At 58.9% G+C, this 25,527-nt stretch carries 16 protein-coding genes and 1 pseudogene; 1 reads left to right on the top strand and 16 read right to left on the bottom strand.

Annotated features, from left to right (window positions below):
* Positions 1-13: 13 nt before the first annotated feature.
* The 8 genes from HZB34_04740 to HZB34_04705 form a co-directional block, all read right to left on the bottom strand.
* On the bottom strand, positions 14-625 hold the full coding sequence (locus HZB34_04740) for a membrane integrity-associated transporter subunit PqiC (protein MBI5315257.1): 612 nt from the start codon (positions 623-625) through the stop codon (positions 14-16).
* On the bottom strand, positions 622-2,259 hold the full coding sequence (locus HZB34_04735) for an MCE family protein (protein MBI5315256.1): 1,638 nt from the start codon (positions 2,257-2,259) through the stop codon (positions 622-624). Before HZB34_04735 ends, HZB34_04740 begins: the two co-directional genes overlap by 4 nt.
* The gene (locus tag HZB34_04730) at positions 2,252-2,884 is read right to left on the bottom strand and encodes a paraquat-inducible protein A (protein ID MBI5315255.1); all 633 of its coding nucleotides are present in this window, start codon (positions 2,882-2,884) and stop codon (positions 2,252-2,254) included. Before HZB34_04730 ends, HZB34_04735 begins: the two co-directional genes overlap by 8 nt.
* Positions 2,881-3,489: a paraquat-inducible protein A gene (locus HZB34_04725; protein ID MBI5315254.1), complete on the bottom strand. Its 609-nt coding sequence runs from the start codon at positions 3,487-3,489 to the stop codon at positions 2,881-2,883. The genes HZB34_04730 and HZB34_04725 overlap by 4 nt, the downstream gene beginning before the upstream one ends.
* Positions 3,490-3,712: 223 nt before the next feature.
* On the bottom strand, positions 3,713-5,206 hold the full coding sequence (locus HZB34_04720; GenBank protein ID MBI5315253.1) for an efflux transporter outer membrane subunit: 1,494 nt from the start codon (positions 5,204-5,206) through the stop codon (positions 3,713-3,715).
* A 184-nt stretch (positions 5,207-5,390) separates the two neighbouring features.
* Entirely contained in the window at positions 5,391-8,660 is a 3,270-nt protein-coding gene (locus HZB34_04715; GenBank protein MBI5315252.1) for a multidrug efflux RND transporter permease subunit, read from the bottom strand.
* A complete protein-coding gene (locus HZB34_04710; protein MBI5315251.1) occupies positions 8,660-9,922 on the bottom strand; it encodes an efflux RND transporter periplasmic adaptor subunit in 1,263 nt (420 codons plus the stop codon). Before HZB34_04710 ends, HZB34_04715 begins: the two co-directional genes overlap by 1 nt.
* A gap of 695 nt (positions 9,923-10,617) precedes the next feature.
* Positions 10,618-11,934, bottom strand: a complete 1,317-nt coding sequence (locus HZB34_04705) for a phosphorylase kinase (protein ID MBI5315250.1) — start codon at positions 11,932-11,934, stop codon at positions 10,618-10,620.
* A gap of 287 nt (positions 11,935-12,221) precedes the next feature.
* Here HZB34_04705 and HZB34_04700 point away from each other — a divergent pair, with 287 nt between their 5' ends.
* Positions 12,222-13,691 (top strand): transporter substrate-binding domain-containing protein, encoded by a 1,470-nt coding sequence (locus HZB34_04700; GenBank protein MBI5315249.1) that lies wholly within the window; start codon positions 12,222-12,224, stop codon positions 13,689-13,691.
* Positions 13,692-14,088: 397 nt separating this feature from the next.
* Here the strand turns inward: HZB34_04700 and ydiK are convergent, their stop codons facing one another.
* The 8 genes and pseudogenes from ydiK to HZB34_04660 form a co-directional block, all read right to left on the bottom strand.
* Positions 14,089-15,162, bottom strand: a complete 1,074-nt coding sequence (gene ydiK / locus HZB34_04695; GenBank protein ID MBI5315248.1) for an AI-2E family transporter YdiK — start codon at positions 15,160-15,162, stop codon at positions 14,089-14,091.
* A gap of 70 nt (positions 15,163-15,232) precedes the next feature.
* Positions 15,233-15,712: pseudogene (locus HZB34_04690) on the bottom strand (hypothetical protein).
* A 60-nt stretch (positions 15,713-15,772) separates the two neighbouring features.
* Positions 15,773-16,093 (bottom strand): hypothetical protein, encoded by a 321-nt coding sequence (locus HZB34_04685; protein MBI5315247.1) that lies wholly within the window; start codon positions 16,091-16,093, stop codon positions 15,773-15,775.
* 42 nt (positions 16,094-16,135) lie between these two features.
* Positions 16,136-17,614, bottom strand: coding sequence for an alpha-amylase (locus HZB34_04680; GenBank protein ID MBI5315246.1), 1,479 nt, complete (start codon positions 17,612-17,614; stop codon positions 16,136-16,138).
* Complete coding sequence (locus tag HZB34_04675) at positions 17,611-20,400, bottom strand: glucosidase (GenBank protein ID MBI5315245.1); 2,790 nt, start codon at positions 20,398-20,400, stop codon at positions 17,611-17,613. The genes HZB34_04680 and HZB34_04675 overlap by 4 nt, the downstream gene beginning before the upstream one ends.
* A gap of 91 nt (positions 20,401-20,491) precedes the next feature.
* A complete protein-coding gene (gene ppk2, locus HZB34_04670) occupies positions 20,492-21,307 on the bottom strand; it encodes a polyphosphate kinase 2 (GenBank protein ID MBI5315244.1) in 816 nt (271 codons plus the stop codon).
* A gap of 218 nt (positions 21,308-21,525) precedes the next feature.
* Positions 21,526-23,604: a glycogen debranching protein GlgX gene (gene glgX, locus HZB34_04665; protein MBI5315243.1), complete on the bottom strand. Its 2,079-nt coding sequence runs from the start codon at positions 23,602-23,604 to the stop codon at positions 21,526-21,528.
* Positions 23,605-23,803: 199 nt separating this feature from the next.
* The gene (locus HZB34_04660; protein ID MBI5315242.1) at positions 23,804-24,712 is read right to left on the bottom strand and encodes an OmpA family protein; all 909 of its coding nucleotides are present in this window, start codon (positions 24,710-24,712) and stop codon (positions 23,804-23,806) included.
* Positions 24,713-25,527 lie beyond the last annotated feature (815 nt).

Here is a 25,527-nt window from a genome sequence, read left to right as displayed (position 1 = left end):
TAACAGGAACGGGTTATTTCTGAGGTAGGGGACCGAAGGCACGGATGGCTTCGGCAATTTCTCGGCTGATCGTCGCCAAGGCACGGCTGTGTGCAGCGGCCAACGCATCATAGCTCCCGCCGCTACCGGATTCCCGGGCCGTCGAGCGGCCTGTGCGCAGGACTCCATCGGAGACACGCTTGACGGTCCAGAGGGCATCGATAGTCACCGACTCCCCCATGGTCGAGTCGAATCGTTGGATGTCTACGAGGACTCGATAATCGGCATTATCCCCTGCACTTTGTGGATGGGCCGCCACCCGTTTCACGTTCAATTCGGCAGCCAGATTGTCCGCAATAATACGTGGAATTTCACTCCTGAGCGGCCCGGCCCAGCGATGCAATTCCACAATGCTGACCTCATTCGGGCCGGTTCGAAGCACAAACTGAGGACGATCAACGACCTCCGGCAGCGTGATGGACCCCACCGCAATGCTGTAGGCAGACTCGCCGCTTGCCGAAGTTGCCGGATTGACCGCTGCGCCGGCGCTGAGCGTATAGTATGTTTCTCTTGGCGAACCGAGGCAGCCGGTGAGCGACGAGATCGCCAGGAATAGAGCCACCGACCACAGGTATCCGTATCTCACCGTTTGCTCTCCTTCTTCCCACGAATCAACGATTCAGGTTGACGCTCCAATAATTCAGTCAGTTCGCGGAGCGATTGCGCGGCCCTCGATAGGTCCCGCAGCGACGTCCGGAGATCCTGCTGCAGCGGGGAATCGGAGGCCAACGTCTGTTCGGTCGTGATCAGCAGACGCCGCGCGTCTTCCAAGGCGGACTTGGCCGCCGGCGCGACCTCTTTATCCATCCGTTTCACCATTTGCTCCGCGCCAACCAGCGTGCGGTTCAGCGATTGCAGCGTTGTGCGCAGATCTCCGCCGATTTTATCGATCGGCATGTGCTCCAATTTCTTCGAAATGTTCATCAAGGTGGCTTGCAATTCGATCATCATGCCTGGTTGGGTCGGAAACTCCGGAGGGCTCGTCGCCCAATTGATTTTGGCCGGAGCGGCATCGGGGAACATGCCGAGCGTAATATACATCTGTCCGGTCAGGAGACTCCCGGTCTTCATTTGCGCGCGAAGCCCCACTTCAATCATTTTGTCGATCCTGGCCTTCTGTTCAGCCGGAGTCGGATCTGCTATCTTTTCTCGGCTCAGCGCCCGGAGACGTCCCGGAAAGATCGCTACATCAACCGGGAAACGGAATCGCCCAGACTGGCTGTCGTATCCCGTCAAGATGCTTTTCACTTCACCGATCGCCACTCCGTTGAGCTCAACGGGAGCCCCCACCGTCAACCCGCGCAGTGATTCCTCAAAATACATGGTAAACACCAGCGTCTCGCGCTCCGGCTGCTTCATGGCAGCGGAGCGATCAGGAAACAGAGGAAAGACCGTATCGGGGTCGGCTTCAGGCAACGCCTCTGACCCGGCCGGCGATTCGAAGGCCACGCCGCCGAGCAGGATGGCCATCAGCCCCTCGGTATTGACCTTGACGCCGGACGCATCGGCGGTGATGTCAATGCCGCTCACGTCCCAGAAGCGCGTGTTGGCGTTCACGAACTTGTCATACGGCGACTCGACGAAGACTTTCAGCGTGATGCCCGAGCCGTCCTGGTTCAGCTCATTGACCGCTACCTTCCCCACTTGAATGCGCCGAAACAGGACCGGTGTCCCGACGTCGTGCGACCCGAGCTCTTTGCCATGGAGAACGAACTGGCGGCCCGGCATGTCGCCGGTGACGGCCGGCTGTATTTCCAGGCCTTCAAAATGCTCCCGCCTGGTCGAGGACTTGCCGCGATCCATCTCGATGTAGGACCCGGAGAAGAGCGTCCCGATCCCCGACACCTGACCGCCCGAGATCCTCGGCTTGACGATCCAGAACCGGACATCCTCCACGAGATGAGGCGCTGCCCCCTTATTCATCTCCACCGTCAACACGATGTTCTCCAGATCCTTGGAGAAACCGACAGATTTTACCTCGCCGATATCGATGTTCTTATACTTGACTTTGGTCTTGCCTGCCTCGATGCCTTCCGCCGTCTTAAAGGTGATGGTGATCGTGGGCCCTTTCTCGAGGATCGTTTTGACTGCCAGCCAGCCTCCGATGAGGACAGCCACGATCGGAATCAGCCAGATGAGTTGAGGCGACGACTTCCGCTTAGGCCTGGCAACCGCTGACGGAATGTCCGAGAGATCAGGTCCGCGCGATCCTTCAAACATGATGCCTCTCTTTCGGCTCCCAGAGCAGCCGCGGGTCGAACGCCATCGCGGCAAACATCGTCAGGACCACCACGGCGCCGAACGCCGCCACCGCCATGCCGGGTTGAATCGACGCGAGCCCTTTCAGTTGGACGAGCGCCACGAGAATCAAGACCACATACACATCCAGCATCGACCAGGGGCCGACGAATTCAAGAATCCGGTAGAGTTTCGTACGTTCCAGCGACCGTGTCGTCCACCCCAGCTGTACCGAGATGAGAAGATAGGTAAGAGAAAGCATCTTGGCCAAGGGTACCACGATGCTCGCGATAAAGACCACCAACGCGATATGCCACGAACCCGAGTGCCAGAGGTACACGACACCGCTCATGATGGTGTCGGATTGAGCGCCGAACAACGAGCCTGTACGCATCATCGGCAGGACGTTTGCCGGCACGTAGAGAATATAGGCGGCAATGAGAAGGGCCCAGGTCCGCGCGATACTGTCAGGCTTGCGGAGATGAAGCGCGGCGCCGCACCGCCGGCAGCACACATCGTGGCTCCCGGCAGCCAGCCGCGATAAGCTGCCGCACCCATGACAGGTGCACAATCCCAACTGGCTCGCCGTGACAGCCGACTCGTTCACTCGTCCTCCTTCACCATGCTCCACAGGTCATGCACATTGAATGAAGCGATGGCGCCTGTGAGTAAGAGAATGAGGCCCCCGAACGACCAGAGGGCGACTCCCGGCACGACATGCGCGAGGTGCACGAGTTTCACCAGCGCGACGAGCACGCCGAGAATGAACACCTGCGTCATGCTCCACGGCCGCACCGACTGCAAAATCCGGAGAATCGTGGCCAATCCCTGCGGCATCTGCCCCAGCTTCAACGGCAAGAGCACATACAGCATCAGAGACAGTTCCACGGCAGGGATCAGAATGGTCGTGATGAACACCAGTGCGGCCACGCCTTCCATATCACTCTTCCAGATGGTCTCGACCGCCCCATAGAGACTCGTCGCGCTTCTAATGCCCGCCGCCTCCAAGCCGACGATCGGAAACACATTGGCAATAATGAACAGGAACGCCGCTCCGAGCGTAAAGGCGAGTCCGCGGTCGATACTGTCAGGGATGTCACGAAAGAGCACCGCGCCGCAGCGCGGGCAACAGGCGACGCCACCAGGCGGGAGGATCGGCTCCTGTTGCAAGAGATCGCATTCATGACAGGCGGTAAGCGTGTGCGGCGTCATATGTCTGGTCTGTCTCGTCTATTTGGTCTGTCTTGTCTATCTCGTCTGTCTGGTTTATTTGGTCTATCTCGTTTGTTTGGTTCAACAAAACTCACTCGATGAACTGAACAAACCAGAGCAACCAGATTCCCCTTAAGAGAATAACCCAACCAGATAGACGATATCAAATGCACAACCCGGCAAGCCGCGCGCGGCGGTCTCGCCCGTCTCACTGATACCACCGCTACCGAGCAACGGGTCTCACCGTAGGTGATTCGACCGGTTTGGCGGTTCCCCCGCGCATCCCTTCGGTCTCCTGCCCTGGCGCGGCTGGGCCGGGAGACCACCCTCCTCCAAGAGCCTTATAGAGTTGAACGACCGAGACCAGTTGATTGCGGCGCGTCCGCGCCAGGGACAGCTCCGCATCAAACAGGGCGCGCTGGGCGGTCAGCACGTCAAGATAGCTGGCTCGGCCACCCTGGTAGCGCAGGTCTGCCAGCCGCAACGCGGACTGTAACGCCTCCACCTGCTGCTCCAGCGCCTCGCGCTGCTCGCGGGTTTTCTGCACACTGATCAGCGAGTCTTCGACTTCCTGAAGCGCCTGTAAGATCGTCTTGAGATACTGTGCGATGGCCTGGTTACCCTGCGCCTCGGCGGCCTTCACCTGATACCCGAGCGCACTTGCGTTGAAGATCGGTCCGGTCAGCGAAGCGTTGCCTTTGAACGTTGCATAGGGCTTGGTGGAGTTCGAATCCACCGTGAGACTGTTTCCGGCCATATCGCCGGTGATTGACAGTTGAGGAAACCGAGCCGCCTGCGCCACGCCGATGTTGGCCGATGCTGCCACCAGGTCCTGCTCGGCTTTCATGATGTCAGGCCGCCGCTGAAGCAGCTCGGAGGGCAGGCCTGGCGGCACGTCCGGGGGCATGGGCTGCTCGATAAGCAGACGTCCCCGTGGAACTGCCGAGGGCTTGTGTCCCAGCAGCACGCTGATCTGGTTCTCCCGCTGGACGACCTGCCTTTCCAGATCGGCCAGCTGAGCCGCGGCGCCGGCCCGCTCCGCCACGAACCGGTCGAGATCAAGCTTGGGAATGTCGCCCTGCTGATAGCGAAGCTTCGAAATCCTGACCGACTCATCCCAGGCCTTCAGCGTCCGCTTGGCGATATCTATCTGCAGATCCAGGGCGCGGAGGTCGAAATAGCTCTCCGCGACACCACTGACCAGGCTCAGGATCACGACCCGCTGATTTTCCTGTTTCGACAGCAATTGCGCGCGGGCCGCCTCGATCGAGCGGCGGATGCGCCCCCATATATCCAGTTCCCACTTGAGGCCGACGCCGATGGATTCATAGTTGAGTGACAACCCGTTTTTCTGACTGGTTGAAACCGCGCCGCCGCCAGCCGGGAAGGATGAGGTGTTCGTGTTCCGAAAGCCGAAAGCGGTGCCCTGGTATGAGAAAGACGGAATGAGGTCGAACTTGGCGATCGTGAGCTGGGCTTGAAATTGATCAATGTTTGCGGTGGCGATCTGGAGGTCCAGGTTTTCCATCAGAGCGGTGCGGATCAACTGCTGCAACGTCTCATCCTTGAGCAATTCCCACCAGGGCAGGTTAGCCATGGATTCCGAGGTGGAGGGCGACACACGCCAGGAGTCGGCTTGCGGCGTCTCCGGCCGTTTGTAATCCGGGCCCATCATGCAGCCCTGTAGCACAAATGACACACCTGCGGCCACTACCATTATATATATACACAAGCGCACAGCAGACCGTGCCCCGTGAAACGCGAGACTCAGCTGGTCTCTCTTGTTTGTTTGGTCTATTTGGTTTGTTTGGTTGAACGAGACTAACCAGATGGACAAGACAGACCAGATAAACCAGATCAACCCTTCCTCTTCCCGCCTGTCTCGCTCCGAGTGCATCATCTCAGTGACCTCCTCCGTAACTTCCGCCTTCTGGTACAGGGGTTGGCGACAGCACCGGGCGCGGGATCGGATGGGAGAGTTCTCCATCGCCGGTCTTCTCGGGGGCCCCTGGCGCAGGTCCGCCAGGTTTTGGTTTCTCATGTTTCCCGCCACGATGCAGCAGATTCTCCACGAAATAAAAGGAAACCGGGATGAGGAAGATCGCGATGACGCTCGAGGTCAGCATGCCGCCGAAGACGGCGAGACCAAGGAGGACCCGTCCATGCGCTCCGGCTCCTGTGGCCAGAACAAGGGGGACGACGCCGAGGATGAAGGCGAAGGCCGTCATGAGAATAGGCCGGAGCCGCACTTGGGCTGCAGCCAGGGCTGCGTCCATGAGGGACTTTCCTCCCTCATACTCGACTTTCGCAAACTCCACGATGAGGATCGCGTTCTTGGCGGACAGTCCGATCAGCATCACCAGGCCGATCTGGGTAAACACGTCGTTCTCGCTTGCCTGAGGAGCCACAAGCTTGAGAAGCCACAAGGCGCCGAATGCCCCAAAGACGGCGATCGGTGTGACGAGAAGAACGCTGAACGGCAAGCCCCAGCTTTCATACTGCGCCGCAAGAATCAAAAAGACGAAAAGTAGAGAGAACCCGAAAATCACGCTGGCCGGCACGCCTTCGGAAGCCACTTTCTCCTGGAACGACATGCCCATGTAATCGAACCCCATGCCCGACGGCATCGTTTCCGCAAAGACTTCCTCTAACGCCTTCATCCCCTGGCCAGAGCTGTAGCCCGTGTTGGTCCCCACAAGCATTTGCGAGGAACGGTACCCGTTGTAGCGGATCGTGAACTCGGGTCCGTGGGAGGTCTCCATTGTCACCAGCGTAGAGAGCGGAACCATATCCCCGGCGCTGTTGCGGACATGGAATTGTCCGACGTTTTCGGCTTCCGTGCGGAATTCTCCTTCCGCCTGCACATACACTTGCCAGGTGCGACCGAACCGGTTGAAGTAATTCACCATCACGCCGCCCATAAAGGCCTGCAGCGTCTGGTAGACGTCAGAGAGGCTCACTCCCTGCTTGAGCACCTTATCGCGATCCACCTTGGCGAATACTTGTGGCACTTCGGGGATGAAGGTCGTATCGATTCTCGAAATCTCAGGACGCTTCCTGGCGGCCTCCATGAACTTCTGAGTATTCTCCGCCAGGAAATCGATATCCTTTCCAGCGCGGTCTTCCAGGATAAACGTCACGCCGCCGGACGTGCCGACCCCGGGGATCGCGGGCGGCGGAAACAGGAAAGCCTTGGCCTCAGGCAACTCAGCCAGTCGTGCGTTGACCTTCTTGAAAATCGGCAGGAGCTGCTCTTCGGGTTTCTTGCGCTCTTCCCAGGGGTCGAGCGTGACGAATAAAAACGCATTGTAGGTGGTACTGACCGTGCTCAACAGGCTAAAGCCGACGATGCTGGTGGCATATTTGATGCCCGGCGTGTCTTGGAGAATAGTCTCGATCTGTTTGGTGAGCTGGTCCGTTCGCTGGAGAGAGGATGCCTCAGGCAGCTGGACATTCAGGAACACATAGCCCTGGTCCTCGAGCGGAAGAAACCCGGTCGGTAATTGACCCCCCAGCCAACCGGACACGACGGCGAATCCCAGAAGCAGCAGCATCGAGAACCAGGCTTTACGAATGAGATGACCGCAGGCACTCACGTAGCCATTGGTGACGCGGCCGAACCCCCGGTTGAACCATCCGAAGAACCAACCGAGCGGACCCCGCGCCGGTTTCTTCGGTCGGAGTAAGAGGGCTGAGAGAGCCGGGCTGAGGGTGAGCGCGTTGAACGCCGAGATGAGCACGGACAGGGCGATGGTGACAGCGAATTGTTGATAGAGCCTTCCCGTAATACCGGGAATGAAGGCAGTGGGCACGAACACAGCGGCCAGGATGAGCGCAATGGCCACCACAGGCCCTGACACCTGTTCCATGGCCTTGAGACTCGCCTCCTTCGGCGACAAGCCATGGTCGATGTGGTGCTCGACCGCTTCGACCACGACGATGGCGTCGTCCACGACCAGTCCGATGGCGAGCACGAGACCGAAAAGGGACAGGGTGTTGATCGAGAATCCGAGCATCGGGAACAGCATGAACGTGCCGATCAACGACACCGGCACGGCCAACAACGGGATCAGCGTGGCGCGCCAGCCCTGGAGGAAGATATACACGACGATAATCACGAGAACGAGGGCCTCGAAGAGGGTATGCACGATCTCGTTGATCCCCTCTCGCACTGCCTGCGTCGTATCGAGCGAGGTCACATAGTCGAGATCTGCCGGGAAGCGCCCTTTCATCTCCTGCATCAGCTTCGTGGCCGCATCCATCGTCTGAATCGCATTGGACCCCGGCAGTTGGTAGATTAAGACGAGGGCGGCAGGTTTCCCGTTCATCCGGCCGATCATGTTGTACATCTGCGCGCCGAGTTCGGCCCTGGCCACATCCTTCAACCGAACCATGGAGCCGTCCGGGTTGGCCCGGACCACAATGTTCCCGAATTCTTCTTCCGTCTCCAATCGGCCCTGCGCGCGTACGGTGTACGTGAACTCCTGTCCTGGCGGCACCGGCTCCATGCCGACCTGGCCGGCGGGGTTCACAGTGTTCTGGGCCTTGATGGCGTTGAGAATCTCCGTCACGGTGATCCCCAGTTTGGACAACTGGTCCGGGCGCACCCAGAAACGCATGGCATATTGACCGGCCCCGAAGATTGTCACCTGGCCGATGCCCGGCACACGGGTCATCGGATCATTGATGTTGACATAGGCATAGTTGGCCAGGAATTTGGCGTCGTAGGTGCCGTTTGGCGAATAGACCGCGAATATGGCAAGTGGACTGGTCGTGGATTTCTTGATCGTGACCCCGAAATTGCGCACTTCCTGCGGCAACTGGGATTCGGCCTGCGTGTAGCGCATCTGCGTCAGGATCTGGTCGTCGTTCGGCCTGGTGTTGAGGTCGAAATCCACCCGCAGGGTCATCTGGCCGTTGCTTGCGTTCACCGAATACATATAGATCATGTTGTCCACCCCGCTCATCATCTGCTCGATGGGAGTGGCAACCGATTTTTCGAGAGCGACCGCATCGGCCCCGACATACGTGGCTTGCAGCTGGATTTCCGGTGGCGCGATGTCCGGAAACTGCGCGATCGGAAGCTGCACCATCGCGATGACGCCGAGGATCGTCATGAGGATCGAGATGACCATCGCGACGATCGGACGGTTGATGAAGAACCTGGCCATCAGTTGTCCTTCGAAGAGGGCTCTGATTGCGCAGAGGGTTCTGGTTGCGAAGAGGGTTTCGGTTGCTCGGCAGGCGTATCCGGTACTGTCTGCGGCTCCGTTCCTCCGAACGGGAGGGGGCGGACGGAGTCGCCGGCTTTCAGTTTCTGGAGGCCCTCGACAACCACCTTCTCGCCTGGCTTGAGCCCCTGCGCGATGATCCACTGCGAGCCGACGCGTTCACCGACAGTCACCGGCCGGATCTCCACCTTGTTCTCCGGCGTGACGACGCCGACCTGGTAGCTGCCCTGCAGTTCGCTCACAGCACGCTGGGGAACCAGCAGGGCGCCCTGACGGACCGTGACGGAGGCACGGACCTTTGCGTATTGGCCAGGGCGCATCACATTCCCGGGGTTGGGAAACAGCGCGGCGACGCGGATCGTGCCGGTCTTCACATCAACTTGCCGGTCCGCGAGGAAAAACCACCCCTTGTGGGGATAGATGTCGCCGCTGCTGAGCACCATTTCGATGCGGGCATCTTGACGCGCTATCGTGGGATCTACCTTCTCCTGATAACGCTGCTCCATCAGCCCTGAGAGCTTGAGGTATTCCTGTTCGCTGATCGGAAAATAGACCCGGAGCGGGTCGAGAGTAGACATCGACGTCAACGCGCTGTTGGCATCAATCAGATCGCCGACCTGCGCCTTGGCGATGCCCACGACTCCGTCGATCGGCGCGAGGATTTTCGTCCATTCCAGGTTCAGCTTCGCCTGCTCCACCGCCGCCTTGGCGGACTCCACCGAGGCCTCCGCGGCCCGATTGGCCTGCACGGAATCTTGGAACTCCTTTTGGCTGATCGCGCCTTCCTTTGCCAGCGGCTCGTTCCGCGCCACATCGAGCTTTGTCTTGGTGAGCTGCGCCTGCGCCTGCTTGAGATCGCCTTGAGCCTGACCGAGAGCGGCCTGAAACTTTCGCGGATCAATCTGAAACAGGACGTCGCCTTTTTTGACTGCCCCACCTTCCCGGTATTCCCGCTTCAATAAATATCCGGTGACTTGCGACCGGATTTCCGCGTTCACAAGGCCGTCCGTGGTGCCGATCCACTCGGAGTAAATCGGCACATCTTTCTGTATCACTTCGGCGACTTCGACCTGTCGCACGGGAGCTGCCGGGGCAGAAGCGGTCTCACCTTTGCAGTGGACGAGCGTCAACGCCAGCAGGACCAACAACCAGCACGATGCTCCCGCCTTAGGCAGGCAACCGCGGCTCTGCTGATGGGCCATTGACGTCTCCTTACTACACTTCTCTAAACTCTCGTACTGATTCAGCAACTCCGATGCCAATGAGACAAAAAGAGCACAGTTTCAGTAGGCATGGATTAACAGGCGGTTCGGCAATGGATATGCCTGTCGCACCTTGTCCTGCCTACGTTAGCAGGGAATTATGCGCCAATTAGTAACAGGGCACTGTGGCGAAATGCAACTACGGAAGAATCACGAAGGCGATGTGCGACTCAAGCGAGACGGGTGGGATGAGCGCAGATGTTCTGAGTTCTAAGTTCTGGGTTCTGAGTTAGGGGATGACGGAAAGAGCGGGGCGGGTGAGGCGGTCTCGCACCTTTCGCGTCACGGTTCCAGGCTAAGGTCCAATTAAAAAACGTTATTGTGGATAGAGTGCGTCACTGCTTGCCTTTCCCCGTTCCATATCTCTCTCAGGGGGTGGCCTGGTCGATCCTCGATTGCGCGCGTCGAACGATATGTATGCTCCCCTCCAAGCTTGCTCGTTTTCTCTCTAGGGATGGAGTCTGATTGATCTTCCACTGCGCGCGTCCATTCCTATTCCTTCCCCACTCCATCTCTCTCAGGGGGGTGGCCTGGTCGATCCTCGATTGCGCGCGTCGAACGAGCACATTCCTATCGTGCGCGTTCCGCGAGCAGGAGGACGACCAGGCCACCCCTCCCACTGCTGGCGGACTTTGTCAACGGCCTGCCACACTCTTTTCCATCATCTTGAGGGCCACGAGCAGGTTCGCTTGTGTCCACAAGAGCGGTGTTTGGTCGTTCGGCACATATCTTCCTCTCTCAAGATAGTACGCCTCCGGGCATTGGAATTCTCGAATGCCCTTGACCTTCCCCGTAAGCTGGCCAATCGAACGATTGAAGTAGTAGGTCTGTAAGGTGAGATCCCCTTCCCTTCCGGTACGTTGGTATCTTCGGCCGTACGCCGCCGACATGATGGGGTCGAACAAACACCACTGCGCCTCTTCCCCTGGTGCAAGGAGTTTATTTCTCATCTCAACCCTGTCGCTGAAATCGACGGTGCGTTGGTTCGGGTCTAATTTCTCCTTATAGTCGGCAGCCCAATAGGAATCACCGACATACCGCTTGATTCCATATGGACCCTCCAGACTTTCGGCGATGTCCTTGAGAATACGCCTGCCCATCGCCTCTCCCACAACCTCAAGGGGGTAGATGAGAAATAAGAGCGCGCCGTCGTATCGTCGCTTCTTCGCTGAAGACGTTTGGATACATTCGTAAGGCAGAATCCTCTTGAGTTCGTTTCGTCCACGTCGCTCCAGCGTGCTCAGGAAGGTGTCGGAGATCTGCGGGCTCCGGTCACTGAGAGCTGCGCTTGCGCGTCCTTCAGATAAGAACGCTCGAAGCTTTGCCAGCCCGGCCACCACAGCTCCGATACTTGAGGCTTCGATCTTCCGTCCTTCTTCCCAATGCCCACTGTCCTCGTCCGCCCAATAGCGAATGGCCTCAAAGTAACGCGGGAAAAGAGTCAGAGTCTCCACCTCCTTACGATGCGGCTTTACAACCCCTTCGCAAGCAAGCGTGCAGTACATCCACAGAAAGATGCCGAGCGCATCGTTCTGAGCATGGGCCCACGTTTCCCGGGACTCCTGAAGGGTGGCACCATTGAAGCGGACATGAGGGCGGGACATGGGATCGGCAGCCTTGGCTCTCCCCTGGATGATGTCCTCAAACCGGTGCCGGTGCCGGGCGAAGAACTGCATCAGGGCGGACATGGTTTGCGCAGCGGCACGCACATGACCGGAGACATACAAGGCATGACTCACATGGACGTTATCCCGGACCCAGACATGCTGGTATCCGCTCTGGCTGGTTGAACGAGTGACGACGGCAGCAGGAAACAAGTGCGTGCGAAGCGACCCCAACTTGAACGTGCCCTGACGCTCAAGAAAACGTCGGAGCTGTCTCAGACGCGCCGGATCGTAATGGTCCGTCATGTAGGGCAGGAGCTTCTCGTTCTGCACAACGATTGGGGGCATATCCAGACTCCTGGTTACTCTACGAGCGCTTTGTGTGGCTGAAATCTACTCCAAGAGATGCACGACATCAAATAAAAACCCCGCCCACTCCCTCACTCTCCGCTACTTCCTTGATTTCGTAAACCGGCCAATGATAGCCTCGCCTTCCTCTGGTTTGGTTGGTTGCTTTGGTTGCTCTGGTTTGTTTTGTTTATCTGGTTAGTTTCGTTCAACGATTAAACCAGACAAACCAAACAGACCATACAAACCAGATGAACCAGACACACGAGACCAACCGAGGAGTCTCCATGAAGCATGTTCTTCTGACCATCCTGTGCATCTGCGCCGTGCTCGTCATCCCCGCCTTCGCACAAGACACACCATCGCAGCCGAAGCAGGGATTGGCACAGCCCCTGGCCTTTAAGCCGTGGACGGGGGACCTCGACGGGATGATCAAGCGCCGCGTGATTCGTGTCCTGGTTGCGCCGTCCCGCACGTCGTACTGGCTCAATGGCGCCCGTCAGACCGGCGTCGAATATGAACTCCTCAAGGCCTTCGAGAAAGAAATCAACGAAAAATACAAGACGCAGGGAAAGCATATCCGTACGTTTGTGACCATTATCCCGACGAGGCACGACCAGCTGATATCGGGGCTGTTGGAAGGCCGCGGCGATATCGCGGCCGGTATCCTGACGCTCACGCCGGAACGCCTCGAACAGGTCGATTTCGGTGAGCCGTTCTTCCGCGGCGTCAAACAAATCGTGGTGACGGGACCGGCGTCGCCCGAACTGGCATCTCTCGACGATCTTTCCGGCAAGGAAGTGTTCGTCCGCAAATCGTCAAGCTACTGGACTCATCTCGAAGATCTCAACGAGCGTTTCGCGAAAGAGCAGAAGCCACCGGTCATCCTCAAAGCCGCGCCGGAAGATCTGCAGGACGACGATCTGCTGGAAATGGTCCATGCGGGACTCGTCGGCACCATCGTCGTCAACCGGTATCAGGCATTGCTGTGGGCAAAAGTGTTCAAGAAGCTCAAGCCCCGGGAAGACCTGGTGGTGCACAAGGGAGGCGACATCGCCTGGATGATCCGCAAAGACAGTCCGAAGCTGAAAGCGGAGATCGCCACATTCGCGAAGAACTATGGCCAGAAAACCGACTTCGGAAAGGCGCTGGTCAAGAAGTACACCGGCAGCCCACGGGTCGTAAAGCCCGCGACGTCGGCCGGCGAGATCAAGAAGTACCAGGCGACAGTCGAGTTCTTTCGAAAATACGGAGCCCAGTACGGCATGGACTATCTGCTCATGATGGCACAGGGCTATCAGGAATCCCTGCTCGATCAGGATGCCAAGAGCGATGTCGGCGCGATCGGCGTGATGCAGCTGATGCCTGCCACCGGCAAGGAGATGAACACCGGCGACATTTCACAGGTGGAACCCAACATCCACGCCGGCGTCAAGTACATCAGCATGATGCGGGACGAGTTCTTCGGAAACGAGCCGATGGACCCACGCAATAAGACCCTCTTTTCATTTGCCGCGTACAACGCCGGGCCAGGCCGCGTCCAGAAACTCCGGAAAGAAGCCGAAAAGCAGGGGCTCGATCCGAACGTCTGGTTCAACAACGTCGAGGTCATCGCCGCGAAACGGATCGGGGAGGAGACGGTGACCTACGTGGCCAACATCTACAAGTACTACGTGGCCTATACGCTGGTCGAGCAACAGCGAGCCGCGGGAGAGAAGGCCCGAAGCGAACTGCAGCAGGACGTTCCCAAGCAATAGAACTCCCTCGCAGGATGCTGAAAAAGACCGCCAGCAGAGGGGAGGATGGCCCGGTGAGTCCCCTGTGCTCGCGGAACGCGCACGATATGAATGTGCTCGTTCGACGCGCGCAGTGGGGGGACTCATCCGGGTCATCCTTTCGATACCGTACACAAGCGAGCCTGGAAGACCTATCTTTGTTCGCTCGCTACGGCCTTGCCTGTGGAGCGGCGCGTCTCGGCGCGCCGGGGCAGGGTGGGTGAGACCAGTGGCCTTTTTGAGCATCCTGTACGACTTGAGCGTCAGTTCCACATGAACGCGTTCTCACGGTATTTTGTGTACAAACCGAGTTTTTCCGCAGACTGCTAGGAGCCTGTCCGACACTGACTAGCTCCGAGGTTGACCCTCGTTTCACGCCTCACGCTTCACGGTTCTTGGGAATTGCCCCGTCCCGGTTGATCCAGGCCGTGAACAGCGTGTAGGCCACCGCAAGGATCACCGGACCGACAAAAATCCCGATGAGCCCGAAGGCGAACATCCCCCCGATCACACCGGCGATGATCAGCAACAGCGGGAGGTCCGCCCCTTTCTTAATCAGAATGGGTCGTAGAATATTATCGACAGGGGAGACGAGCAGGGTCCACACCAGCAACACGGTCCCCCACGTGGTGTCGCCAGTCCAGTAGAGCCACCCGACCGCGCAGATCAGCACGGGACCAGGCCCGATTTCCACGATCCCTAAAAAAAACATCAGCGCGGTCAACATCACGGCGAACGGCACGCCGACGATCGCCAGGCCGATCCCGGCGAGCACGGCATGCACTAACGCCGTTAACACTACCCCCAACGCCACCCCGTAGATCGCCTGACCGGCCAGGCGGATGGCCTGCTCTCCCTGTTCCTCTGCCAGCCGAGCGCCGAACCGCAGGGCCATCGCACCGGCAGACTCTCCCGTAGCGTAAAGCACGGCCGAGATGAGCACGGTCAAGATGATTTGGCCCAGCAACATGCCGAGCCCCCCGATCTGCGCAGCGACCCATTGCAAGACGCCGCCCAGGTATGGTGACAGGCGCGTCGCCAGTTCCTCACGGCTCAGCTCGGCAATTTGCTGCCACTGCGACGCCGCTTTCGTACCGACCAGCGGGATCTTGCCCAGCCAGTCTGGCGGCGGAGGTACCGTGAACGTGGCGAGCGAGGTCGTCCAAGCGGTAATCTCCTTGAAGTTTTCTATGAAGGTGCCGATGGCGAACAAGAACGGCAGAAGGAAGATTGTCAGCAACAGGAGCGTCATTGCCGTCACGGCGAGCCACCGCCGCCCCAGCAGCCAGCGTTGGAGCATCAAGAGCAGGGGCCAGGTAGCGACCACGATCATGGTCGCCCACACGGCCGCGGTGAGAAACGGCAAGAGGATCCAGACAGAGGCTCCGATCAACACGAACAGGAACACGACCGCGAGGGTGTCGCGGGTGAGATCAAATTGCCGTTCTGCCATGGCTGCTCCTCATAAATACGGTTGGCTCTGCCCAAGACGTTTGTGCCAAGTGAGTGTTCTAGTAGCAAGGCGGCAGCGCGCCGACGACGTTGAACCCGAGATCAGCCAGCGGAGTGACCGATAATACGATGATGGAAATCACCACCACGAACAGCGCGACCGGGAGGCCCGGCAGCAGCTTTTCGCCCAGCAGCAGCCAGGCGAGCACGCACATGGCGGCCATGACCAGCGCTGTCAGCGCCGCGATGTCCGCCCAGCGCCCCGGGTCGCCCTGTGCCATGCCGGCGACCGTGACCCCGACGAGCATCGAGATCGCCGAAGTCGGCCCGATCGCAAGCTGGCGCGATGAGCCGAACAGCGCGTAGAACAGGCCGCCGACCAGATAGCAGTAAATACCGTATTGCGGCGGGAGTCCGGCGAGCGAGGCATAGGCGAGCGACACCGGAATGCCATAGGCAGCGAGCCACTGCGCCGGGGGAAACACCGCGCGCCACCCGCGAACCGGACCTCCTTCCGCAAACTCGCCGGCGGATCGGGTTTCTTCAGTCATTACGCCCTGTCCACGGCAATGTCTGCGCAGGCATACCGACCGGCGGCACGCCTAGCCCGCCTATGGTTCTTTACCCGTGACTCCTTGCCTCAAGCCGGCCATTTTCTCTTTGCGGACAAAGTAAAAAAACGCGCCCACCATGAGGAAATTGATCACCACCGCGATCACATTCCATATCACCACCGGCATCGAATTGATCAAGAACCCGTAATATACCCACACGATTTGAAACGTGCCCATCATGCCAGCCATGGTTGGATTCATGCCTTTGGAGCTCCCTCGCTTGAACATCGCAATCAAATCCGGAGCGGCAGCAAAGGTGGTGCCGAATCCCGCCACGATACCGATGAGCGAATGCCATTCGATCCATTCTGCTTCCATCCAAGTCCCTCTCGCTGAGCCCGTCGTCCAAATCCGGCTCGATCAACTGCGCTCGCAGTGAAGGACGTGATAGCTCCAGGGCTGCAGGTCCGCGTAAAAGCCCGCCGTTTGAAGGTCGTCGCCCGCTCGATCATAGACTGCCTTCTGCAGCGGATCGCTCAACCGCCAGGAACGGCCGGCGAGATCTCCCCACGGCAGCCTGACCATCGTCTGGGAACGGACCCCTGAAAGATTCACGACGATCAGGTGGCGGTCTGCCCCCTGATGCCAGCTCCAGGCAACCACATTCAGGTAGCTGTCATTGTCCGGCCAGCCGGTCCGTTCGCACAATGACCACTCCCCTTCCCTGAGATCTTTGCTCCTGAGAGCTTGAAGAAGGGACTTATAGAATTCCTGGAGACTCTTGTCCGGGACTTCCTCGGGACGGCGACGCAGGAACACCGGGAGTCTCACGCGGCGTCCTTCGAACTGCCCTTCGTGAAACAGTCTGGCTCCTTGCAGGGTTGACGCCGTAATCGCGGCCGCTCGCTCTTTCTCCGAAGAGAACGTCGCTGCGGCGCGCGGCTCGTCGTGGTTCTCGATGAACCGGACCAGTTTCTCCTGGTACGCCAGGTCGGCGCACAGATGGAGCCGGACCTGTTCCGCAGGGTCGTGTTCCAGCCGGTCGTACAGCCGTTTGTCGTAGCAGTAGTCGAACCCCTGTTGCTGCAGCTCCCATTCCTTATCCCAATAGGCCTCAGCGATAAAGAGAACATCGGGGTAACGCTTCCGCACCCCCTGGATCACCTCCGGCCAATATTCTTTCTCCGGATGTGGCCCGGCACGGTGCCCCCACGTGCGCTCGAAGATGGGCGTCATGAGCAGCATCGCCATATCGCAGCGCATGCCGTCGCATTGCCCGGCAATCGATCCCACGGTCTCGATGATGGCCTCGCGCAATCCCGGATGAAACCCGTTGAGCTGCGCCACATCAGGCCAGGGCGCAAAGTACGGATCTCTCCCCAGGGCCAGGACCTTACCACCGGCCTGGAAAAACTCGCCAGGCTTCCGGGCCAGATCGTCGGTGCTGCCCTGGATGAAATAGTCCGGATGCTCCGTGACCCAGGGATGATCCGGCGCCACGTGGTTCGGGACGAAATCCAGTATCAGTCGCATGCCCCGGTCGGCCAGCTTTTTTCTGGCGGCGGCAAGCCCTGCCGGCCCTCCCAGGTGCTGGTCGACGACATAGCGCCGCACGCAATAGGGCGAACCGACATTGTCCTCCGACGAAAAGTCAGGGAGGGCTCTCCTGAAATCCTCCAGCAGCCCCCCGTTCTTCATCGAAATGGCGATGCCGGCAGGGCTCCGTTCCCATACGCCCATGAACCAGACGGCGTCGAAGTCGTGAGCGGCAAGGGCATCCCATTCCTGATCTGGCACCGTGGCCAGGGTCACGGGCCTCCGGTGTGTCCGGCTCAACTCACTCAGCCAGACCCAGGTGTTGATCTCATAGATGACGGGATATCTGCTCCAGGCTTTCATAGGTTCCTTTCGTTCTTTTTCATGAACACAGCCCGCTTGCCCCCTTCCAGGGCCCGCTGGGCGTCCATCAACCCATACATCTGGATCATTCTCGCCACGACCCCGGTCCAGCCTGTCTGGTGGCTCGCGCCCAGGCCCGCCCCGTTGTCGCCGTGAAAATATTCATAGAACAGAACGTGGTCGCGCCAGTGGGGATCGGACTGGAACTTCTCCGTCCCGCCATACACAGGCCGCTTGCCCTGTTCATCACGCAAAAAGATCCGGCTCAGCCGATCCGCGATGTCCTTGGCGACCTCGAAGAGGTTCATCATCTTGCCGGACCCGGTGGGACATTCAATTGTAAAATTGTCGCCGTAGTAGAGATAGAAATTGTGGAGCGCCCGGATGATCATGGCGTTCACCGGCATCCAGACCGGCCCTCGCCAGTTGGAGTTGCCGCCGAACATGCCGGTGTTCGACTCAGCCGGCAGGTAGTCCACCCGGAACTCCTGGCCTCCGACATGCAAAATGTACGGGTGCTGCTCGTGAAACTTGGAGAGGGAGCGGATGCCGTAGGGGCTCAGGAACTCGTGCTCGTCAAGCATTTTGGTGAGGATCCGGCGCAGCCGATCCTGGTTGATCAGGGCCAGGATACCTCGCTCGTTCACTCCAAAATGCCCCGGGCCGGTGGGGTGGATGGACTTCATTACCTCAGGCATCTGGCGGGCACGGGCCCGAAACGCGGCGGTCGTATTCGGAATGCGTTCCCGCTGCCACGCCTCGGTCACCGAGGTGGCGCACAAAGGCAGCAGTCCCACCATCGAACGCACTTTGAGCCGCTGCGCGCTGCCGTCCGGCAGCCGCAGCATATCGTAGTAGAAGCCGTCCTCTTCGTCCCACATGCCCTCCGGTCCTGACTTGTTCATCCCCGCGGCGATATAGAGGAAGTGCTCGACGAATTTCGTCGCCATTTCTTCGTAGGCTGGGTCGTGGGGCACCAGTTCCACTGCCAGCTCGCCCATGTTCTGGCTAAACAGGGCCATCCAGGCTGTGCCGTCCGCCTGCTCCAGGTGGCCACCGGTAGGCAGCGGAGCGCTCCGGTCGAAGATGCCGATGTTGTCGAGACCGAGGAACCCGCCTTCGAACACGTTCTTGCCGAACCGGTCCTTGCGGTTCACCCACCAGGTGAAGTTCAGCAAGAGCTTGTTGAAGGACGACTTGAGAAATTCTACGTCCATCTCGCGGCCAAGGGCCTGCTCGGCGCGGTGGAGGAAGAGGGTCGCAAAGGCGTGGACCGGGGGGTTCACGTCGCTGAAGTTCCATTCATAGGCGGGAATCTGCCCGTTGGGGTGCAGGTAGAGCCCATGAAACATCAGTTGCATCTGCTCTTTCGCGAAGTCCGAGTCCACAATCGCAAGCGGGACCGTGTGGAAGGCCAGGTCCCAGGCCGCGTACCAGGGGTATTCCCACTTGTCCGGCATCGAGATGATGTCCTTGTTGACCATATGGAACCATTCCGAGTTTCGAGAGGCCTGATAGCCGGCATGGAGGGGGTTGGAGTGGTGCTCCTCCAGCCAGCTATCCCCGTCGAAGAAGAAGAACTGCTTGCTCCACAGCATACCGGCGAGAGCCTGGCGCATCACGTTGGCTGCGTCCGGGGAGGCGGACGGCGGGGTGACGGAGCGGTAGAATTCGTCCGCCTCCTTGAGGCGGGCCGCAACGGTCCTGGCAAACGCCGGCCCGAAGGGGACGGTAGAGGCCTGGTTCGTGAGGCGCACTCGCACCGTCATCGATTGGCCGGGCCCCACCATCTGCCGGTAGTGCGCCGAGGCCTTCGTGCCCTGCTGTTCAGGATTCACCGCCTTCTGGCGACCCTGCACCACCGCATCATTGATCCCGTCCTTGGAGTAGAGACTGGTATTGGGCTGGCCGGGAAAGAGCCGGTCGTTGTTCGTGGTGTTATCGCAAAAGAGCAGCGGCGCCTCGCCGTCGCAGTACAGATAGTACGTGCCCAGGGTAGAATGCTGCGCCTCTATCGCAGTGATACCCCCCTGTGCCCCCCCTTGGTAAGGGGGGGATTGAGGGGGGGTGATCTGTTTGAGGTGTGGCCTCCCGGCCGCCCTGTTGGCTGGGGCAATCCAAAATGCCCAGTCGTTGCGAAACCACAGAGTCGGCAACAGATGCAGCTCGGCCTGCTCCGGCCCCCGGTTGACCGCAGTGATCTGTACCAGCATGTCATCCGGGCCGTCTTTGGCATATTCTACGAAGACGTCGAAGTAGCGGTCGTCCTTGAACACGCCGGTATCGAGCAGTTCATACTCCATTTCATTCCGGGAGCGCCGGCGGTTCGTCTCCACCAGATCGGCATAGGGGAACGCTGCCTGCGGATACTTGTAGAGGTACTTCATGTAGGAATGTGTCGGCGTGCTGTCGAGGTAGAAGTAATATTCTTTCACGTCCTCGCCGTGGTTGCCTTCGCTGTTCGTGAGCCCGAAGAGCCGTTCTTTGAGGATTGGATCTTTCCCATTCCAGAGGGCCAGCGCAAAGCAGAGGTGCTGTTGGGCATCGGAGACCCCGGCGAGACCGTCCTCGCCCCAGCGATAGGCGCGCGAGCGGGCCTGATCGTGGGTGAAGAAATTCCAGGCGTCCCCGTTAGGGCTATAGTCTTCCCGCACCGTGCCCCACTGGCGCTCGCTCAGGTAGGGGCCCCATTTCTTCCATGCCTCCTTGCCGTCGCGCGCCTCCTGGAGGCGGCGAGATTCGTCGTTGATCTTCTGAGCTTGGACACCTTTTGCTGAGTCGGCCATGGTCAGTCTCCTCCAAAGATTTTCGAATAGTCGCCCACGAGTGCCAGAAGTCCGAAGGCTGAAGGCTGAAGGCTGAAGGTCGGGCCCAACCTCAATATTTCTCCGGGATAAACCGTTTGCCCTTCAACGTCGCCTCGTCATCGTATTTGCCTTTGTTCGATCGCTTGGGTATCTTTATTTTTTCACGTGGCAGCTTTTCATAGGGAATCAGCGACAACAAATGGGTCATGACGTTGAGGCGCGCGCGCTTTTTGTCATCCGAGTGCACGAGATACCACGGCGCATGCTTCGAGTCCGTGGCCTCCAGCATCCGGTCGCGTGCGCGGGAGTAGTCGTACCACCTCTCGCGTGACGGCAAGTCCATGGGGCTGAGCTTCCACTGGCGCAATGGATCTTCGACTCGGGCCTCGAACCGACGCTCCTGCTCCTCGTTGCCCACTTCGAGCCAGTACTTGATCAGGATGATCCCTGCCCTCGTGATATACCCTTCGACGATCGGGGCATGTTCGAGAAAGCCTTCGTACTGTTCTTTGGTGCAAAAGCCCATGACATGTTCGACCCCGACGCGATTGTACCAACTGCGGTCCCAAATGACGATTTCGCCGGCCGCCGGGAAATGCGCCATGTAACGCTGAATATACATCTGGGTCTTCTCGCGGTCGGAGGGCGCAGGGAGCGCCACGACGCGGAATATGCGCGGACTCACACGCTCCGTGATGGCGCGAATCGTGCCGCCCTTCCCGGCGCCGTCGCGGCCCTCGAATACCACCATCACTTTCAGGCCTTTGGCTTTCACCCAGGCCTGAAGGTGGCAGAGCTCGGCCTGCAGCTTGCGCAGCTCCTTCTCGTATTCTTTGCGCTTCAGTTTAGAGTGACCCTTGTCTTCCTGCCCCTTGTCTTTTGACATCATCTTCTCCCTTTTCTACTCGTATCAGATCAGCGGACTGATTACCCTCCACGGTACTACGACGTCACCTCTAGCAGGATGCTGAAAAAGTCCGCCAGAAAAATAAGACTGTTATTTGGTTTATTTGGTTTGTCTCGTTTGTTTGGTTAAACCAGACCAACCAGATAGACCAGATGAACCAGACAAACCAACTGAGTTTCTCCGCAGCCTGCTAGCACTCACCCTGATCCCCCTGCCAAACCGGCGAATAGTACCACCACAGAACGCGCCTCGGCCCGATAGCTGTCGTCGGGAATCGGCTGAGCGGTTTGCCACGGGACAATGTCCAGGGGCGAGTCGAGCCCTGTATCGATCCACCGGCGCCAGGGATTCGCGCTGCCATTGCTCACCGGAGGCAGTTCGAAATCAAGGGGCTCCCAATAGGCGTTCAGGATCAGGTAAAAGAGGAGTCGTTCTTTCGCTACCTCCGCGCTGAACGCGATGCTGCGCGACTGAGGGCCCCAGTCCGGCTGCCCGACTTTGACGCCATGCCACGCTTTATTCGCCTGCCGGATCAGTTGGCTCAGACTCATGCGTTGGCGCTCGTGCTCCACGTCCCGCAAGAGCCGTCGCGCGTTGAGCAGCGTCACGAACCGATGCACGTCTGCGTGCTTGGCGACCAGCGTCCAGTCGAACCAGTTGATGTCGTCATCATGGCAGTAGGCGTTGTTGTTGCCGCGCTGTGTACGCCGCACTTCGTCGCCCATGAGGATCATGGGCAGACCCACGGAAAGCAGCGTGACGGCCAGGAAGTTCTTCACCTGCCGGTTCCGCAGCTTCTCCACTACCGGATCGTCCGTTGGTCCCTCAACGCCGCAGTTCCAGCTTCGATTGTCGTCGGCTCCGTCCCGGTTCTGTTCGCCGTTCGCCTCATTGTGCTTGTGGTCATAGGAAACAAGATCGTTGAGCGTAAACCCGTCGTGACAGGTCACGAAGTTGACGCTCTGCTCCGGTTCGCGCTCCTCGTGTCCGTACATCTCCGGGCTTCCGACCAGGCGGTCGGCAAAACGCGCCAAAGAACCCTCTTCACCGCGGAAGAAGCTGCGGGCATCGTCACGGAACCGCCCGTTCCATTCTTTCCAACTGTCCCCGATGAAGCTGCCCACCTGGTAGAGCCCGGCCGCATCCCACGCTTCGGCAATAAACTTCACGCCCGCCATTGACGGGTCCGTTTCGATATCCCACAGGACCGGTGGGTTTTCCATCACCGCGCCAGACTGGCCCCGCGCAAGGATCGACGCGAGGTCGAACCGGAATCCATCCACGTGCATCTCCTCGACCCAATAGCGGAGACTGTCCACGATCATGCGGCGAACGATCGGATGGTTGGCGTTGAGCGTGTTCCCCGTGCCGGTGTAGTTGGCATAGCGCGAACGGTCCTCATCGAGGATGTAGTAGGCCTTATTGTCCAAACCGCGAAAGCTCAGCGTCGGCCCGCTGTTGTCGCCTTCCGCCGTGTGGTTGAACACGACGTCGAGAATGACCTCGATGCCCGCCCGGTGCAGCGCCTTGACCATGTCGCGAAATTCGTCCACCGGACCCAGCGGATCCTGGCGCGAGCTGTAGGCGGGATGTGGCGCAAAGAATGAAACCGGCGCATAGCCCCAGTAATTGATTCTTCCCGGCGGACAGTCCTGGGCATCGAACTGGAACACCGGCAGCAGTTCGACGGCCGTGATGCCGAGTTGCTGGAGATAGGGTATCTTCTCGATCAGGCCGGCATAGGTGCCCCGTCTGTTCTCAGCGACGCCGGAACTGGGATGGCGGGTGAATCCGCGCACGTGCATCTCGTAGACGATGGTCCGGGCGGAGGGCCGTTTCAGCAGCGCATCGCCTTCCCAATCGTACGCCGACGGGTCCACCACCACGCTCTTCATCGCCGTCGCCGTATTGTCGCCTTCTCGACGAGCCGCGTCACGGCTGTAGTCTTTCGGCACGACGACGCCTCGGCCGTATGGATCGAGCAGCACTTTGGCGGGATCAAACCGCAGCCCTTGGGCGGGATCGAAGGGACCTTGAGCACGATAGCCGTAGATCTGCCCCGGCCGTACACCTGGCACGAACAGGTGCCAGTAGTGATATGTGCGGTTGGTGACGGGATCAAGACTGATCACGCGCACGGGCTTGGGGTCGTCAGGCCGGTCAAAAAACAGTAATTCCACGTCTCTTGCGTCACGCGAGAACAGGCTGAAATTGACGCCGTCGCCGCCGACGGTTGCGCCAAGGGGTGAAGAGCTACCGGTCGCCTGCATGGTCATCTCTCTCGTGGCCCACCCAGGTACGATTCTCACCTCTTCCAGAAAACACTCTGCTTCGAAACCTTGTGACGCCGGATTATAGGACGGTGCGCATAGTACATGCGGCAATGGTCACTTGTCAGCACTTCTCGGTCACAAAAGTAAAAATCCTCCTTTCGGGGGGCTTTTTATTCCTCCACTACGCTACAGGCTGCCATTCCTATGGCTTCACCTCTCCAACAACCTGGGAGAGATCCCTCGGATACAGCACGATTTCGATTCGCCGGTTCTCCGTCCGTCCTTCCTCCATGTCGTTACTGGCCACCGGCCTGGTATCCGCAAAGCCGACCGCCTCAAGGCTTTCCCGATTCACGCCACCACGCTCGATGAAGAATCGCACGACATTCGTGGCGCGGGCGGTAGACAGCTCCCAATTCGTCGGAAACTTATCCCGGATTTTCACGCCGATCGGCACATTGTCGGTATGCCCCTCGATCCGGATTTGCTTATCGGTCACGTTCTTGAGGACATCGCTGACTTGCGTGAGAATTTTCAGCCCAGCCGGTTTCACCTGAGCCTGACCGGAGTTGAATAGCACCTTTTCGACCATGTTGATCGTCAGCCGGTCGCGCACCTGCTTGATCGTGATATCACCACGTTCGATTTCAGCTTGCAGGGACTTACTCAACTCCTGCTGGGTTCTGGTCAGCCGCTCAATTTCTGCTTCCTTGGCAGCCCGCTCCTTCTCAAGGCGCTCCTTCTCAGCGGCAAGCGCGTCCCCGCCTTGCTGTAACCGGGTGACCGTAGCCTTCTCGGCCTGCAGTTTCTGTTCTAGATCATTCGCCTTTGCTTGTAGCATGCGCGAATCTTCTTCGTTTTTCTTCTGAGTATTAGCTGCGACCGTCTGAGCAGACAGCAGATCAGTCGAGAGCTTGGTCTTGTCCGCCTCAAGCCCGGCTATCTGCCCTGTTGCTTGCTTCTTATAGGCATCGAACTCCCCCGCCGTCTTGGTTAAGGCCTTCTGTGCCTGTTCGAGCTCCGTCAGAGTCGCCACATGGGTGCTTTTCGTGACGCACCCCGCCAACATCGTCCCGCATATTAAGATGACCCCCAAGATTCTAGCTATCATATGATTCCTCCTTAGTTTGGTATAACTCGCGAGCAAGAAACCGGCGTACATTCTCACGCAAATCCAGGATGTCCGTTGACCACCAGAGTCATATCGGCGATGCACGTTGGCGAGTAACACCTGGGTGCCTGCCACGAGGACATTTATCGACGGTTGCACGTCCTATGCCGTTACAGCGCGCAAGCGAAATACAGTCATCACACAAGAAACACCTAGTTTTCACATCTGCCAGGGGTTGACCTCGAAGCAAGGGCTGTCCATTGAGGCGTTTCGGGACAATCTCTCCGGGCTATCTGGTGACTATTGCAACAACCAGTGGGGAACTCTTTTGAGATCAGGCCTAGGAGCCTGTCCGACATTGACCCTTCCATGCGACAACCTCGATATGGCTCAATCAGAAATGCTGTGACACAGTCGTGCTGGTCCTCTTCGCTAATGATTTTTCCTTTCGGATTCTCTATACTGCTGCCTGTTTTGGTGCCATGACCAATGACATGCATCTGACCATCTTCACAAACGCTGCTTCTTTCCCGACATCTTTACGGATACCACCCTGGCAAAGTCACTGTCGGCAAGAGTCGGTCGCCTCATGTTCAAGGAATCGAGCTGTGTTGGACAACGTACCGCTACGCAAGCCGACGGAGGACAAGATGCCGCATACCTCTGAACACGATCGATTGTCAAAGGATGGTTCCAACTGGAAACACTGGGGTCCCTATCTGAGCGAGCGGCAGTGGGGCAGGGTGCGGGAGGACTACAGTCATGACAGCAACGCGTGGTTTTGAAGGACTCAGGCGATGAGCGTGAAAGAGTGA

Source organism: Nitrospirota bacterium (assembly GCA_016219645.1).
GTDB lineage: Bacteria > Nitrospirota > Nitrospiria > Nitrospirales > Nitrospiraceae > Palsa-1315.
The sequence above is the reverse complement of the archived record's forward strand: the minus strand, read 5'-3'. Positions and strand labels throughout refer to the sequence as shown.

Bases quoted from the DNA above. Each gene is read 5' to 3' on its own strand.
- glgX (MBI5315243.1), bottom strand. From the start codon at position 23,604: ATGACCATGCAGGCGACCGGTAGCTCTTCACCCCTTGGCGCAACCGTC.
- HZB34_04735 (MBI5315256.1), bottom strand. From the start codon at position 2,259: ATGTTTGAAGGATCGCGCGGACCTGATCTCTCGGACATTCCGTCAGCG.
- HZB34_04680 (MBI5315246.1), bottom strand. From the start codon at position 17,614: ATGAAAGCCTGGAGCAGATATCCCGTCATCTATGAGATCAACACCTGG.
- HZB34_04660 (MBI5315242.1), bottom strand. From the start codon at position 24,712: ATGATAGCTAGAATCTTGGGGGTCATCTTAATATGCGGGACGATGTTG.
- HZB34_04700 (MBI5315249.1), top strand. From the start codon at position 12,222: ATGAAGCATGTTCTTCTGACCATCCTGTGCATCTGCGCCGTGCTCGTC.
- HZB34_04675 (MBI5315245.1), bottom strand. From the start codon at position 20,400: ATGGCCGACTCAGCAAAAGGTGTCCAAGCTCAGAAGATCAACGACGAA.
- HZB34_04685 (MBI5315247.1), bottom strand. From the start codon at position 16,093: ATGGAAGCAGAATGGATCGAATGGCATTCGCTCATCGGTATCGTGGCG.
- HZB34_04705 (MBI5315250.1), bottom strand. From the start codon at position 11,934: ATGCCCCCAATCGTTGTGCAGAACGAGAAGCTCCTGCCCTACATGACG.
- HZB34_04720 (MBI5315253.1), bottom strand. From the start codon at position 5,206: ATGGTAGTGGCCGCAGGTGTGTCATTTGTGCTACAGGGCTGCATGATG.
- ppk2 (MBI5315244.1), bottom strand. From the start codon at position 21,307: ATGTCAAAAGACAAGGGGCAGGAAGACAAGGGTCACTCTAAACTGAAG.
- HZB34_04725 (MBI5315254.1), bottom strand. From the start codon at position 3,489: ATGACGCCGCACACGCTTACCGCCTGTCATGAATGCGATCTCTTGCAA.
- ydiK (MBI5315248.1), bottom strand. From the start codon at position 15,162: ATGGCAGAACGGCAATTTGATCTCACCCGCGACACCCTCGCGGTCGTG.
- HZB34_04710 (MBI5315251.1), bottom strand. From the start codon at position 9,922: ATGGCCCATCAGCAGAGCCGCGGTTGCCTGCCTAAGGCGGGAGCATCG.
- HZB34_04715 (MBI5315252.1), bottom strand. From the start codon at position 8,660: ATGGCCAGGTTCTTCATCAACCGTCCGATCGTCGCGATGGTCATCTCG.